A 13,411-nucleotide genomic window follows, 5' to 3' on the forward strand; every position below is an offset into this window, starting at 1 on the left:
GGCTTCTGGCTAGCGCTATCGCGTTCTGTGGGCTTCCAGTTCAGCCGACCACCATTTCGCTGAACAGCCAGTCGCGGAATGCTCTGACTTTCCGCTGACGCAGGGCGCCGTCCGGGTAGACGACATAGTAGTTCCATCTGGATTTCAGCGCGAGGTCAAAAGGCCGCACAAGTCGGCCAGCCGCCAGGTCGGCAGAGACGAGCGCGCTCCTGCCCAGGAGCACGCCTTCGCCATGCACCGCCGCTTCTACGGCATAGGCCGCAGACTCGTACCTTACCCCGTTATTGGGGTTGATATCGTCCAGACCCGCGGCCCGGAGCCAGGTCGCCCAGTCGATGCGGAAGTTGTCGTGGATGAGTCTGTGATGCTTGAGGTCGTTGGGTGTTCGCAGCGCATGCTCCCCCTGCAGCAGCTCCGGACTGCAGACAGGCGAAACCTCTTCCTCAGCCAGGAACTCCGATATCACGCCCTCATATCCTCCGGCGCCGTAGCGGATCGCGATGTCAATTCCGTCTCTGATGAAATCCGAAAACGTGCCGGACGTCGACAGACGCACATCGATGTCACGGTTGGCGCGATGGAAGCGATGGAGCCGCGGCACAAGCCACCGGCCGGCAAAGCCGTCCGACGTGCTGACATTGAGGACGCCTGCTGATTTGGGCGCGCTTGCGACGATTGTCGCAGCACCTATCCGATCCAGCGCTGCGCCGATCTCCGCAGCATAGGCGGCACCTTCCGACGTCAGTTGGACGGAGCGGGTTCCCCGTTCAAAAAGCCGGGTGCCGAGCTGTTCCTCCAAGTTGCGGATGGCACGACTGACAGCTCCATGCGTCACATGGAGTTCTGCCGCTGCTTTGGTGAAGCTCAGATGACGGGCCGCAGAGTCGAAGGCCGGAAGGGTGGTGAGAGGCGGAAGTCGTCTCGGCATCGGTTCACCTGTGACTATTGCTCACAAATCCTGCACGAATATTCGTTTGTCGTCCAGCCAGGAGCAGCGCACTCTCGGCCATCGACAACGCCTTTCCCGATCTCGCGAATGGCAACGTCAGGTTCTAGAAATGGAGATTGCTGTGACTATTACTCTCGCTCAAAATGGAAGTTGCGGTCTCAATACCGCTGAGCCCGCCCCGCTATCCATGGCGGCGCTCGAACCGCTTCGTACAGCGACCATCCAACAGGTGGTTCGCTTGGTCGCTCCAATCAGGCACCGCTGGACGATGGGATATCTTGCACGCCTTTCCAACCACCGACTGCAGGACATCGGCTTTGAGCGTGATTGGGATGGGTCATTGATCCAGGCCGGCAATGGCCGGACTGCCGGTCGCCTCGACTGAAGGAGAAGCCGTATGAAAATCTATCCCCATCTCTGGTTCGCGTCTCGGGCCGAGGAGGCCATGGAGTTCTACACGTCGGTCTTCAAGGGATCGAGAATACTCGGGCGCATCGATCTGCCTGATCCTGAGTTGTCGGTTGTCCGCTTCGAACTGGAGGGCCTGCCGATAGCCGCTCTGAACGCTCACTCTCATGTGCCGTACAATGAGGCGTTTTCCTTCCTAGTCGAAACCGACGACCAGGCGGAAACCGACTATTACTGGAACGCGTTGACGTCTGGAGGCGGCAAGGAACAGCCTTGTGGCTGGCTGACGGATAAGTTCGGCGTCTACTGGCAGGTCTCGCCATCGATCCTGCTGCGGATGGTCTCCGACCCCGACAAGGAGAAGGCAGGACGGGTATTACAGGCAATGTACAAGATGAAGAAGATCGTCATCACCGATCTCGAGCGGGCCTATCGAGGCTAGGAAGGAGGGCGAGGCCGATTACTTCGACTGTCGGCTGCCCATCACAAGACACGCCGACGCTTCGTCAGATTCCCGGTTATGATCTCGATCGATCACGTGACTTCCGGGAATAGCGCTGGGCTCTGGCAATCTCGCCGGAGGGACCGGAGCACTGCTACTAAGTCACAGCGTTTCGGTTCCCATCAAATGAGGCGCTCCGGCGAGGAAGCACGACCATCTTGCGGTCGCCCGCGGAACGTCATGGGCGGGGCGCCGATGATGCGTTTGAACGCCCGGCTGAATGACGCCTCCGATTCATAGCCAAGACGTTCGGCAATCGTAGCCACGCGCTGCCCTTCCCGCAGCCATTGATGCGCCTGGTGCATGCGCATGCGGGCGACGTACCGAGCGGGTGTCTCGCCAACGATTTTGGCGAAGCGCTCTGCAAACCCGGAACGGGAGGCGCCCATCTTGCGAGCGAGTTCGTCGACCGTCCAGTCATGGGACGGATCGAGATGGATCGCTGCCAGGACCCGGCCCACATCGGGATTGCGAACGGCGGTCAACCATCCAGAGGAGTCGCCGCAGCCGTGCTCCACCCAAGCGCGGATGATCGTCGCGGTCAGAACATCCGCAAGCCGGGCGAGGATTCCGCCAGCCCCGACGCGGTTCATATCGACCTCGCGCATCATCGCATCGAGCAGGGCCGGAATCGAAGGTTCACTGGCCGCAAGATCGCTTGTGCGCATCACATCGGGCATCAGTTGCAGCAACGGATGGCGCTTGTCGACATTGAAACGCATGACCGCGAAGAACAGCAGGTTCTTGCTATCTGCACAGGGGCATTGCAGATCGACGATGCCATCGCAGACCGCCTTGCGCGGCAGGGCTTCGACGGGCGTCGGCACTATGCCTGGCGCACTTGCAAGGACATGGGCATCGCCCCGCGGCAGCAGGACCGCATCACCCGGGTGCATTTCCATCCATTCTCCGTCCGGCGTCTGCACGAATGCCTGTCCGGCCGCAAGAAAATGAAACTGCGCTTCACCCTTTGTCGGAAACGCGGTCGCCCATGGGGCCGACGGCTGGCAGCGGCCGTAGTCGACGCCGTCAAGACGAAGCCCCCGCATCATTTCCGTCAATGCGTCACTCATCGTGTCCTCGTTATTTGGACGAATGGTCATGTCTTGTAGATTTTCTAGCATAGAAACACCAGCGCGAGCCGTCTAGCCTTGTCAGCACAATTTCTGGAGACGGCAATGAACATCAATCCCGAAGCCAACGGCTTCCATACCAGCAACAAGGAGGCCAGTCCGGCCTGGGCAGGCGTCGTATCGCTCTCGCTCGGCGTCTTCGGCCTCGTGACGGCCGAGTTTCTTCCGGCCAGCCTGCTCACACCGATTTCACAAGATCTTCACGTCAGTATCGGCGCTGCCGGCCAGTCGGTGACCATGACCGCTGTGATCGGCGCGATAGCAGGCCCTGCAATTGTCATTGGCACCAGCCGGTTTGACCGTCGTCTCACTCTGCTCGGATTGACCGCCCTGCTCATCATTTCCAGTCTCCTGGCGGCATTCGCCGATGGGCTCGCGACGCTTCTCGTTGCTCGAGGGTTGCTGGGGATCGCGCTCGGCGGCTTCTGGGCCTTGTCGCTGGCGCTCGCCATGCGGCTTGTTCCCGAGCGGCTGATGCCCCGGGCGATGGCGATCATCATGACCGGCGTATCCGTTGCAACAGTTTGCGCTGCACCCGTCGGCGCCTGGGTCGGAGAGGTCTATGGCTGGCGTTTTGCATTTGTCATCGCGGCTGCGGTCGGCGGTCTTGCCTTCATGACCCAACTCCTAACCCTGCCTGCGATGCCGTCGGTCGGCGCTGCAGGATTGGGCACGATGGCCACGGTGCTACGCCGCCCGGCAATCAGACTGGGCCTTCTGACCGTCTTGCTGGTGGTCGCCGGTCATTTCGCCGGCTTCACCTTCATTCGGCCCTTCCTTGAAACCGTGCCACATTTTGGGGTCGAGGGGATATCGGCGGTTCTGCTGGCCTTCGGGATCGGCGGTTTCATCGGCAATCTGTTCGGCGGTTTTGTTTCCGAGCGCAACACGGCACTGTCCATCGTCATCGCGGCTATCGGGATCGCTGCAACAACATTGGCGCTAGCGCTGGCCGGCAGCCTTCCAAGCGTTGCTTTCGTCGCGACCGCACTGTGGGGGTTTGCCTTCGGTGCTCTGCCGGTGAGCGTTCAGAGCTTCGTCACACAGGCAGCATCCGACGAAGCAGAAAGCGCAGGTGCGTTGATGTTGACCACCTTCCAGGTCGCCATTTCGAGTGGGGCGGCTATTGGAGGCCTCACTGTCGAAGCACAGGGGTTGCCCGGGGTGTTCGGCTTTGCAGCTATTGCCGCGCTGTGCGGCGCCCTCGTGATCGGCATCCTCAGCCGGAAAACGGTAGCGGCGGCGTCTTAGCGAAATCTCCACCGTGAACCGTTCTTGCCAGCCTGGAACGGCCTGACTCATCAAGCGTAATTGGAAATGTTCACGGTAGAGATCCTTGATCTGCTGCAATTGATGGCTCCGGCCAATCCGGTCGGCCGGCGATCAGTACGTCAGCCGGCCTGACTTGAAAACTCTATCGGTGCCCTAGGTCGCCTCAATGCGCTAACGCTGTCTGCGGGCCGCCACGCAGGATCAGCGCGAACACTGCTAAGCCCAAGAGTGTGAGACAGAACCCGGCCCATACTGCCGACAGTAAGCCGAAGCCGTTGCCGATGGCCACCCCACCCGCCCAAGCGCCGATGGCGTTCGCAACATTGAGCGCGGCCAGGTTCATGGCGCCCATCAAGGTCGGGGCTTCCGGCGCAAGTCTTGTAAGGCGGACCTGGATTGTCGGTATCGCGGTCATCATTGTTGCTCCCACGCAGAAAAGCCCGACGAAGAGCGTGGGGATGTTCGAGCCGAAGCTGGCCAAAATCGCAAGCACGATGAGGGCGCTTCCAAAGCCGACTACAATGCCGCGCGCCGGGTGCACGTCGGCAATCCTGCCCCCCACCAGGTTCCCCACCGTCATGCCGATGCCGAACAGGGCAAGGGCAACGGGAATCCATTCCGCGCCTATGGCAACGACGTCGGTCACGAAAACACCGATGAATGTATAGACCGCAAAGATGCTCGCTACGCCGAGCGCGGCCACCATCATCATCAACCAGACTGACGATCTGCCGAGAGAAGCGAGCTCCCGGGCGACGGAGCCGCCATCCAAGGAGCTTGTCTTTGGGACCCAGAACCACAGCGTCAGCGTTGACAAGACGCCGAGAGACGCGACGGCGAGGTAGGTGTTGCGCCATCCGAGATTTTGGCCAAGGAAGGTGGCGAGGGGTGATCCGACGATCGTGGCGATCGTCAGGCCGCTCATGACGAGCGCAAATGCCTTGCCTCCGTGTCCGGGCCCGACAATGTACGACGCAACCACCGCTCCTGCCCCAAAATAGGCTCCTTGAGGTACGCCGCTGATGAAACGAGCCACCGCAAACATCCGGAGGTCTGTCGCCAAAGCTGAGAGGATGTTTCCGCACACGAAGAGGGTCATGAGCAATAGAAGCAGCGTTCGTCGGTTCAGGCGAGCGGCGGCTAGAGTGACAAGTGGCGCGCCGATAACGACACCGAAGGCGTATGCCGTAATCGCATTCGTGGCCGCGGGCAGATCGATCCCCAGGCTTGCCGCAAACAGCTGCAAGATTCCCATGCTTGCGAATTCTGATGTGCCGATGCAGAAGCTTCCCAGGGCGAGCGCGAAAAGCGTCAAACCGGCTTTCCGCTGTTGCGCCGCATCGGTGCAGTGCACCTTTACGGCAGAGCATTGGGCGTCAAAGGCTTTATTGAGCATGCTGGCCTCCATCGTTAAAGACGACTGCCTGCCTCCGTCGTGGGATGCGGTTTAGTATCTACTTCACATGGTTTTGGGGCTCGGCGTCTCCCGGATCTTAGGAGGCCGGACGTAGGCCGACAGTTAAGTTTGGTGAAAACCTGAGAATCCGTACATGCGGCAATCAATTGGGCGGCATCAAGCTGCCGCCGTTGCAATCTTTCGGGCGTCGGGCAGCTGGTCATAGCGCCCCTGTGGAGCCTTATGCACATCCCGCTTGATCGGTAAGTCCATCCGTCTCGGCCCTTGGAGATGTCCACCGGCTTCGAGCCAACCATAATCCGGGGTCGTGGACGTCGCTTCTTCGCATGCATCGACCGTCACGTCCCGCGCCCGGCTATTCCTAGCATGATCGACTTCTATCGATTACTCGATGCAAAGGGTCTCGGAATTCCAGCCGTTTGGCAGAGGTTCCGGACGCTGGATTTCGATGTTCTCGAACGTGAGCTCAGCGATATTGTGCGCGAAGAGCGCCGGCATGCCCGCTGGGTAATCGACGAGGCCGACAATTTTTCCGTCGGCTCCCCGCAGCCAGGCATTGCCACGACCCTCGTGATCCTTGGGCGGCGAGAGGTCGGCACTCGTGGGGCGCAGGTCATATTGCCTCGCTGTCCCCAGGGAGCCTTCCTCAATCGTCAACTTGATGTTGCTGAGGCTCATTCCCGTAATTCCGCCGCTTCGCTGTGCAAAGAGGTTGATCGGACCCTGGCAGTTCCCCGTCACGTTCTCGATGCGGACGTTGCTCACGACGCCAGCAGGCATCTCCGGCCGGCGATCGAGCTGGGTAATTGTGAGCGGCTCACCAGAGCCCCAGAAACCATCGGGCGTTTCGTGGCAATCGATATCGATGTCCGAGAAGGCAATATCTTCAATCGCTCCGCCATCACGCGAGAAAATGCCGAGGGCGCGATTGGAATCGTGGACCTCGCAACGCGTGAAAGCGACATGGCGGATGTCACCAAAACTCTCCGTGCCGATCTTCAATGCGCAACTGTTGCTCTCGACATGGCAGTCCGAAACTTCGACCTCCTCGCAGCGTGCGATGCCCTTACCGCTGCGGCTCGTCTTGAGGCAGACGCCATCGTCCGCCGTTTTGATGATGACGCGTCGCACGGCGACCTTTGCGCAGCTGTCGATGACGATCCCGTCCGTATTCGGGAGTTGTCGATTGTTAAGCACCGTGATGCTCTCGACAACCACATCACGGCAGCGCACGAGGTGGACCGTCCACATCGGCGAATCTTCGATGACAAAGCCTTCCAGCCTGATCTTGCTGCAGTCCTCGAACACCAGGACTCGTGGGCGTTTTTCGCTCGGCGTATAGGTGCCGACCGTCTGGTCAAAGCCGGTGCTGAAGGCGGCGCCCGCGGCGAGGATCTTGCCGTCGCCGACGATCGCGACATCATGGGCCTCCTGCGCAACGATATAGGCGCGGTCGGACTTCTCGGCGATGACGCTTACCGAGTTTCCGGCATAAAGCTCGTAATCGGGGACGAACTCGAGCGTGGCGCCCAGCCCGATTGACAGTGTCACACCGCTGAACAGGCGGATTGGTCCGGTGATATGCCGACCCGGCTGCAGCAGAAGCGTTCCCCCGCCAGCGCGCACCAGCTTGTCGATCGATTGCTGCAGGTCAGCGCCATCGGGCTCGATTGAAATATCCATTGGCGATCCTCGTTGCTTTGGGGATGATTAAGCCACGTCATTTTATTCGTCAACAGGACGAACTAATTAATCCTGTCAATCTTGTTTGTGTTGACACCGCCGAAAACTCGTATTTAATTCGTCATGGTTACGAACAAACGATCGGCCAAAGGGAGATTTGGAGGCTGGTCGTTGCCAGAGTTTGAGGAGCAAAAAGGGGAACCCTATGAAACCGCTCAAGACATTGATGATGACGGCAGGCGCCCTGGCGATGACGATTTCGCTTGCGGCAGCATCCGAACTGAAGATCGTCTGGTATGTCGACAACGACCAGGAAGAGGCGAACACGCGCGCCTTGCTCGATCAGTACACAAAACTCCACCCGGACACGACCTTCGACCTCGAGATCACCCCTTATGATGGGATGGTCCAGAAATTCCAGCAGTATGCCGCCTCCGGCATCATGCCGGATCTGTCGCTCACCTCATCGATGGAGCCGGTCATCCGTCCGTTCCTCGTCGACCTCAAAAAGGAGATCGGCCCTGAATGGATCAACGACTTCGTCAAAGGTTGGGGTGATGGCGCCAAGCTCGACGACAAGGTCATCGCCGCGCCGTTGCGTGTGACCTCGACGGGCATCTTCCTGAACGTCGATGCCTTCAAGAAGGCCGGCGTTGCCGTCCCGGACCACGCGACCGGTTGGACGTGGGATGAGTTCGTTCCCAAGATCAAGGAAGTCGCAGAAAAGTCCGGTACTCGCTATCCGCTCGTCTGGGACGTTTCGGCAAGCCGCTGGATCGTTCATGAATATCAGTACGGAAACCACATCTACACGGAAAAGGAACCCGTAAAGGTCGTCATGGACGAGGCAGCGTGGACGAGCACGCTCGACAAGTTCATCGACATCACGAAGGCTGCAATGCCGCCCGGTCTCTGGTCCGGCGCGAGCTCCGACAACCCGAAGGAAATCTTCACAGCCGGTCAGGCCGTAGCCTATATGTCCGGAAGCTGGCAAATCGCCGGATTGGCCGATAACGCGCATTTTGCGTGGCAGGCTGGCCCGACGCCGCGGGGCACGGTCGCCTCGTCGATCTACGGAGGCGACTACATCGTGGCCTTCAACACGAGCCAGCATCTTCCGGAAGCGATCGATTTCATCAAATGGATCACATCACCGGAGATCCAGGGACAATATGCCAAGACCTTCGGCATGATCCCGGCCAATATGAAGGCAGCAGCCGTCAAGTACGACAATCCGGCCGCGACCGAAGCGATCACGGCAATGCAGGCCGAGTTGAACGCCAGCCCTGCCTACGCTGCGACCGACCAGGCCTGGCCGCAGATGCAGGCCGTCTGGGGGACCGTGAAGACAGCCGTCACGCAGGCTGTTGCCGGTCAGGTCACCTCCGCCGAAGCCATATCGCAGATCAAGAAGGCAGCCGATGCCTCGCTTGAGGCTAGCAAGTGACGACGGGCATATTGGAAGACAGCCGTTCGGCACTGGGTCCCCACCCGGTGCCGAAAGGCCTGCGCGGCAGCTTGGCAAGCCTCGGGTGGCCCTACCTGCTCATGGTGCCGACAATGGCGCTCCTCGTTACCTTCACGCTCTATCCGCTGGTCCAGGGCCTCTTCATGGCCTTCTTCAAGCGGGGTGTGGTCGTCGTTCCGCAGGTGCCCAACACGCTGCCGCAATATGTCGGGCTGGATAACTTTATCGGGCTTCTAAGCAATGCCGATTTTCAGGTTTCATTGCTCAAGACCGTTCTTTTCGTGATCATCGCGGTTCCGTTGAACATTGTCGTCTCGTTGGCGCTGGCTCTGCTGCTGGCGCCACAGACCAGGCTGTTTGCCTTCGTCCGCACGATCGTCTTCTTCCCGTCGATGATCAGCCTGCTGATCATCGGCGTTGCATGGCGATGGCTCTTCGGCCTCAATAACGGCCTTGTGAACTACCTGCTCTCACTGATCGGCTTCGCCCCGGTCCCATGGCTCGAACAGGACACGATGGCTCAGATCGCCGTCGTCATCGCCTGGGTGTGGGCGCAAGCCGGCTTCAATATGATGATCTTCATTGCAGGCCTGACCGCGATTTCCGCTGATTACTACGAGGCGGCCTCGATCGACGGCACCAGCAAGTGGCGGCAATTCACCCATATCACCTTGCCGCTCTTAAAGCCGACGCTCGCTGTCGTCCTGGTCCTCTCCTCTATCGAGGCCTTCAAGGTTTACGAGCTCGTCGTATCGCTGACGGGCGGCGGTCCGGGCAAGGCAACGGTCTATCTCATACAGACGATCTACGACACCGCGTTCCAAAAGCCGATGCAGGCTGGCGTTGCGGCCGCCCAATCCGTGGTGCTGTTCATCATCCTGCTTTTCCTCACGATCTTCCAGTTGCGCGTATCGCGGAGCGAGAAATGACACGCATCTATTCTCCCTGGCGACTGGCCTTCGTCGTGCTGACCTTGTTCGTCTTCCTGATGCCGCCGATCTGGCTTTTCCTGTCTTCGTTGAAATCACAACAGGAGATCTTCCAGTGGCCGCCAACGATTTTGCCGGCCCAGCCGACCTTGCAGAATTTTGTCGACACGGTGTCGCGCGCGAAGTTCCTCATCTTCTTCCGTAATTCGGCCATTGTCTCCGTGCTTTCGGCGCTACTGTCCGTCACCATCAGCGTCATGGCTGGCTACGCGCTCGCGAAATTTCGGTTCAAGGGAGACACACTTTTCTTCCTGCTCATCATGTCGTCGTTGATGGTGCCGTTGCAGATCATCATGATCCCGGTCTTTCTGGTGCTGCGGGATCTCAATCTTCTCGACACGCTGGCAGGCATCATTATTGCGCCGGCGGCAACCCCGACCGGGGTCTTCCTTATGCGCCAATACATCACCAACATTCCTGACAGTCTTCTGGAGGCGGCACGACTCGACGGTACGCCGGAATGGCGGATCCTGTGGCGGATCATTGTTCCGCTCGCCATACCTGCGATCGGCACGCTGCTCGCCTTCAATCTCGTATGGCGCTGGAACGATTATCTTTGGCCGTTCCTGATCATCAGTGACCAGGACAAATGGACAGTCCAGGTCGCGCTTGCCAATACGGTCGGGCGCTTCGGTATCAACTGGCCGAGGCTGCTGTCGATGTCGGTGCTTTCGGTGCTGCCCGTGCTCGTCATGTTTACAGCCCTGCAGCGCATGTTGATGAGCGGCCTGATGGCGGGCGCAACGAAGGAATAGGCCTGCTATATTCCATAATTCAAGGGCCGCCTTTCGGGCGGCCCTTTGACATTTGCTTTTTCAAAAAACGGCCTCGGTGGCGATAGGTCGCAAACCTCTAGCGGATCGCGTCTGGCAGCCTATCCTTGTAGGCAAGCGCGGCGGCGGCCGGCATGCTGCTCCATCCCTGAAGCAGCGAGCCGCGTCCCCAGGGTGGCGAGAAATATTCGACCGCTCCCATCCACCCCTCTTCGAGGCAGGTCTCCCACCAGCGCAGGAGCGGGTAATCCGCGCCGTCCAGACCGTAGGCAAGCCGTTGCTCGGCATAGAGCCCCGAAAGATAGGGCCAGTCCGAGCCATTGTGGTAGCGATAGGCGAAATAGGATTTCTCACGCGTATCCTTGGGGCGCTTGAACGGCGGATAGGCGCAAAGCACGCCCCAGTCTCCGTAAGGCTGTTCGCCATTGTTGCGACTTTCCAGGATCTCCTGGACCTTGGCGAGAACGCCTTTCGCCCGCTCGGGAGAAACCGCCTTGAAGCGAAGCAGCGTCAGGCTGTCGAGCGTCAGATGGTCTTCGACGAAATCTGCCTTTGTCCCGTAGTCCGCGTAAGTGCCGCCCGGTTGCAGAAGCGCCTCGTCCAGCGAAGCACGCGCCTTTTGCGCCACGGCTGCCGCCTTCGACGCAAAGGCTTTGTCGAGCGCGGCGCCGTGCTTTGCGATGACGTCGAGGGCGCCGATCCACAGGCCGAGATCATAGGCGACATAACCGTGACGATAAACGTTGTCGGCCCAATCGCGGTCGTGCCGCGGCTTGATCGGCAAGCCTGTTCCGGTTTCGTCGAAGCTGCAGTAACGATCGAAGATCGCCACCACCTTATCCCAGTAGAGGGAAAGCGGCGAACCGTCGCCGGTCGCATTGATGTAGTCGCCGATCGTCAGAATGAAGAAGAGCGGGCTGTCGAAATGGTCGCTCCACCAGTCGCCGGGTCGAAGGTGCTCCTCTTTGATCCGTGGATCTGTCACGCGTACCTTTTCCCATTCCTCGGCCTGTCCTCGTCCTGTCAGGATGACGCCGCTCGGCGCTTCGCCGTTGTCCTGCACCCCTCGTGCCAGAAGATCGATCTGGGCGCGGACGGCGTCCGGTTCCCGATCCAGGAGAGCCTGGAGTGTCCAATAGCCGTCCCGGTAATAGGTGCGAGCCGGCGCGCTGTAGGCCTGTCCGGCGGCAAGGCCGGCAAAGGCGCCGTGCTCGTCCTGTCTTATGCTGGAAAAGGCGGCGTGCAGGCTTTGCGAGATCATGCTGCGCATCAGGGCAGGCGCCTCCGGCATCGCGTCGCAACGCGTGACATAGGCATTGGCCTCGGCAACCAGTTTCGTCTGGTCGAGCTCAAGAGCTGCAAGCGCTTCCTCGATCGTCGCGCCGGCCGTCACGAAGATGCCGTCAGGCCTCTGCTCCGCGATGGCGACGCCCCAGCCGGTGCGGGCAATGCGGCGACCCTCTTGCCGTTCGATGGGTTCGCGCTTCGCGGTCGCGCCCCACCAGGCGCAGCGCCGTGCAGGGATGAAGGTCCGCAGCTTTGCACCTTTCAAGAAGAGCGCCGGTGCCGACTGCGCCACATAAAGCCCTCCACCATGCGCTTCCACGCGGTTCGGTGCATAAGTGAAAGGGGCGCTCCAGCCGGTGAACGTCAGATTGACGAGCTTGCCCGCACCCCATAGCGAAAGCTCGATCCTGCCTTCCGGTCGACAATCACCCTGCAGGCGCGGGGCCATGAACGGGACGAGCACCGGCGTCGACGAGCGAAGCTGTCCGTCGTCAAGCGGTGTCAGAACCTGTGATTTTGATTGTGCTGAACTCATCGGACGGCTTCCTGTTTTTCTGCCTTCTCAATTGCTGCATGGTCGGTCAGGCCGAGCATGAGCGCCCCGAGCATGCCGGCTTCAGGGCCGATCCCGGTTGCCTCGATACGTGTTTCAAACGGCAGCAACATCGGCATGTGACGCCTGACGGCATCGACGAACTCGCGGCGCGAGCCTATGCCTCCGCCCAGCACGATGAGGGCGGGATCGAAGAGGGCCTGTACGGCGGCAAGGCCGACCGAGGCCGATTTCGCGAGCGTTTCGATGGCGGCGACAGCTTGCCCGTCTCCAGCCAAAGCACGAGCGAATATCTCGGCGACTGGCAGTGTGCCATCGCCATAGAGGCTGCGCACTGCGGGCGAATCAACCTGATCCTCGAAGAGACCGGCGCGTGCCTGCGGCGCCGCCTGATGAGGATTGGGACCTAACGGAAGAAAACCAAGTTCTCCTGCTCTTCCATGCCGGCCGCGGAAGAGTTTTCCACCGATGACCAGCCCCATGCCGACGCCGGTTCCGAAGGCGATAAATGCAAGCGAATCCTGATCCTGTCCTTTGCCGAGCGTGGCTTCGGCAAACGCCCCGAGGTTCACGTCGTTCTCAACCACGACGGGGCACGGCAGAGCATGTGCGAGCAACGCAGCGAGCGGCTGATCGGCCGGTATGGCCAAGTGAGGGGAAAGCGAAGCAAGCCCCGTTTCCGGCGAGACCGCCCCGGGTACGCCGACGACAGCCTTAAGCAACGGACCGCGTTCGCGATTTTCCTGCAGCAGCGACAAAATCATCCGCGGAATTTGCCGCAATACAGGAGCGTCCGCGCCATGTTCGGTCGGCTCTTCGGCCCTTGCTAGAATACGTCCCTGCAGATCGGCAAGCCCTACCAGGATCTTGGTGCCGCCGAGGTCGACGCCGGCGACCATGCCTTGAGATCCGCCCGCTTCGTCCGCGCGACGAGTGATTTTTGCCCGTCGCAAGCCAGACGCAATGGTTGAAATATT

The 13,411-nt window shown here is 60.2% G+C and carries 12 protein-coding genes; 6 read left to right on the forward strand and 6 right to left on the reverse strand.

Annotated elements, in window-relative coordinates:
• Nucleotides 1-40 precede the first annotated feature (40 nt).
• Nucleotides 41-928, reverse strand: coding sequence for a transcriptional regulator GcvA (gene gcvA, locus AC1DF8_RS12610; RefSeq protein WP_183880571.1), 888 nt, complete (start codon nt 926-928; stop codon nt 41-43).
• A 142-nt stretch (nt 929-1,070) separates the two neighbouring features.
• Here gcvA and AC1DF8_RS12615 point away from each other — a divergent pair, with 142 nt between their 5' ends.
• Complete coding sequence (locus AC1DF8_RS12615; RefSeq protein WP_478153787.1) at nt 1,071-1,334, forward strand: hypothetical protein; 264 nt, start codon at nt 1,071-1,073, stop codon at nt 1,332-1,334.
• Between the two features lie 12 nt (nt 1,335-1,346).
• Complete coding sequence (locus tag AC1DF8_RS12620) at nt 1,347-1,799, forward strand: VOC family protein (RefSeq protein ID WP_113202405.1); 453 nt, start codon at nt 1,347-1,349, stop codon at nt 1,797-1,799.
• A 182-nt stretch (nt 1,800-1,981) separates the two neighbouring features.
• Here the strand turns inward: AC1DF8_RS12620 and AC1DF8_RS12625 are convergent, their stop codons facing one another.
• Nucleotides 1,982-2,932, reverse strand: coding sequence for an AraC family transcriptional regulator (locus AC1DF8_RS12625; protein ID WP_183880569.1), 951 nt, complete (start codon nt 2,930-2,932; stop codon nt 1,982-1,984).
• Nucleotides 2,933-3,037: 105 nt separating this feature from the next.
• Between AC1DF8_RS12625 and AC1DF8_RS12630 the strand changes: the two genes are divergently transcribed.
• Complete coding sequence (locus AC1DF8_RS12630) at nt 3,038-4,243, forward strand: MFS transporter (RefSeq protein WP_478153788.1); 1,206 nt, start codon at nt 3,038-3,040, stop codon at nt 4,241-4,243.
• Between the two features lie 184 nt (nt 4,244-4,427).
• On the opposite strand, the gene AC1DF8_RS12635 is transcribed toward AC1DF8_RS12630, so the two are convergent.
• The gene (locus AC1DF8_RS12635; RefSeq protein ID WP_183880567.1) at nt 4,428-5,660 is read right to left on the reverse strand and encodes an MFS transporter; all 1,233 of its coding nucleotides are present in this window, start codon (nt 5,658-5,660) and stop codon (nt 4,428-4,430) included.
• Between the two features lie 405 nt (nt 5,661-6,065).
• Nucleotides 6,066-7,364 carry a polygalacturonase PglB gene (gene pglB / locus AC1DF8_RS12640; RefSeq protein ID WP_478153789.1) on the reverse strand — a complete coding sequence of 433 codons (1,299 nt, stop codon included), beginning with the start codon at nt 7,362-7,364 and terminating at the stop codon, nt 6,066-6,068.
• A gap of 205 nt (nt 7,365-7,569) precedes the next feature.
• Here pglB and AC1DF8_RS12645 point away from each other — a divergent pair, with 205 nt between their 5' ends.
• The 3 genes from AC1DF8_RS12645 to AC1DF8_RS12655 are packed head-to-tail and all read left to right on the forward strand — an operon-like array spanning nt 7,570 to nt 10,576.
• Nucleotides 7,570-8,811 carry an ABC transporter substrate-binding protein gene (locus AC1DF8_RS12645; RefSeq protein WP_018114659.1) on the forward strand — a complete coding sequence of 414 codons (1,242 nt, stop codon included), beginning with the start codon at nt 7,570-7,572 and terminating at the stop codon, nt 8,809-8,811.
• Entirely contained in the window at nt 8,808-9,761 is a 954-nt protein-coding gene (locus AC1DF8_RS12650; RefSeq protein ID WP_113206586.1) for a carbohydrate ABC transporter permease, read from the forward strand. Before AC1DF8_RS12645 ends, AC1DF8_RS12650 begins: the two co-directional genes overlap by 4 nt.
• Entirely contained in the window at nt 9,758-10,576 is an 819-nt protein-coding gene (locus AC1DF8_RS12655) for a carbohydrate ABC transporter permease (RefSeq protein ID WP_018114657.1), read from the forward strand. The genes AC1DF8_RS12650 and AC1DF8_RS12655 overlap by 4 nt, the downstream gene beginning before the upstream one ends.
• A gap of 97 nt (nt 10,577-10,673) precedes the next feature.
• Here the strand turns inward: AC1DF8_RS12655 and AC1DF8_RS12660 are convergent, their stop codons facing one another.
• Both AC1DF8_RS12660 and AC1DF8_RS12665 read right to left on the reverse strand, forming a co-directional pair.
• Nucleotides 10,674-12,416, reverse strand: coding sequence for a GH116 family glycosyl hydrolase (locus tag AC1DF8_RS12660; protein ID WP_478153790.1), 1,743 nt, complete (start codon nt 12,414-12,416; stop codon nt 10,674-10,676).
• Nucleotides 12,413-13,333, reverse strand: coding sequence for an ROK family protein (locus tag AC1DF8_RS12665; RefSeq protein WP_478153791.1), 921 nt, complete (start codon nt 13,331-13,333; stop codon nt 12,413-12,415). The genes AC1DF8_RS12660 and AC1DF8_RS12665 overlap by 4 nt, the downstream gene beginning before the upstream one ends.
• Between the last annotated feature and the right edge of the window lie 78 nt (nt 13,334-13,411).

Source organism: Rhizobium sp. 05N49, from assembly GCF_056396805.1.

Excerpts from the sequence above, each read along its gene's own strand:
- gcvA (WP_183880571.1), bottom strand. The coding sequence starts at position 928 with ATGCCGAGACGACTTCCGCCTCTCACCACCCTTCCGGCCTTCGACTCT.
- AC1DF8_RS12620 (WP_113202405.1), top strand. The coding sequence starts at position 1,347 with ATGAAAATCTATCCCCATCTCTGGTTCGCGTCTCGGGCCGAGGAGGCC.
- AC1DF8_RS12625 (WP_183880569.1), bottom strand. The coding sequence starts at position 2,932 with ATGAGTGACGCATTGACGGAAATGATGCGGGGGCTTCGTCTTGACGGC.
- AC1DF8_RS12630 (WP_478153788.1), top strand. The coding sequence starts at position 3,038 with ATGAACATCAATCCCGAAGCCAACGGCTTCCATACCAGCAACAAGGAG.
- AC1DF8_RS12635 (WP_183880567.1), bottom strand. The coding sequence starts at position 5,660 with ATGCTCAATAAAGCCTTTGACGCCCAATGCTCTGCCGTAAAGGTGCAC.
- pglB (WP_478153789.1), bottom strand. The coding sequence starts at position 7,364 with ATGGATATTTCAATCGAGCCCGATGGCGCTGACCTGCAGCAATCGATC.
- AC1DF8_RS12645 (WP_018114659.1), top strand. The coding sequence starts at position 7,570 with ATGAAACCGCTCAAGACATTGATGATGACGGCAGGCGCCCTGGCGATG.
- AC1DF8_RS12655 (WP_018114657.1), top strand. The coding sequence starts at position 9,758 with ATGACACGCATCTATTCTCCCTGGCGACTGGCCTTCGTCGTGCTGACC.
- AC1DF8_RS12660 (WP_478153790.1), bottom strand. The coding sequence starts at position 12,416 with ATGAGTTCAGCACAATCAAAATCACAGGTTCTGACACCGCTTGACGAC.
- AC1DF8_RS12665 (WP_478153791.1), bottom strand. The coding sequence starts at position 13,333 with ATGGTCGCCGGCGTCGACCTCGGCGGCACCAAGATCCTGGTAGGGCTT.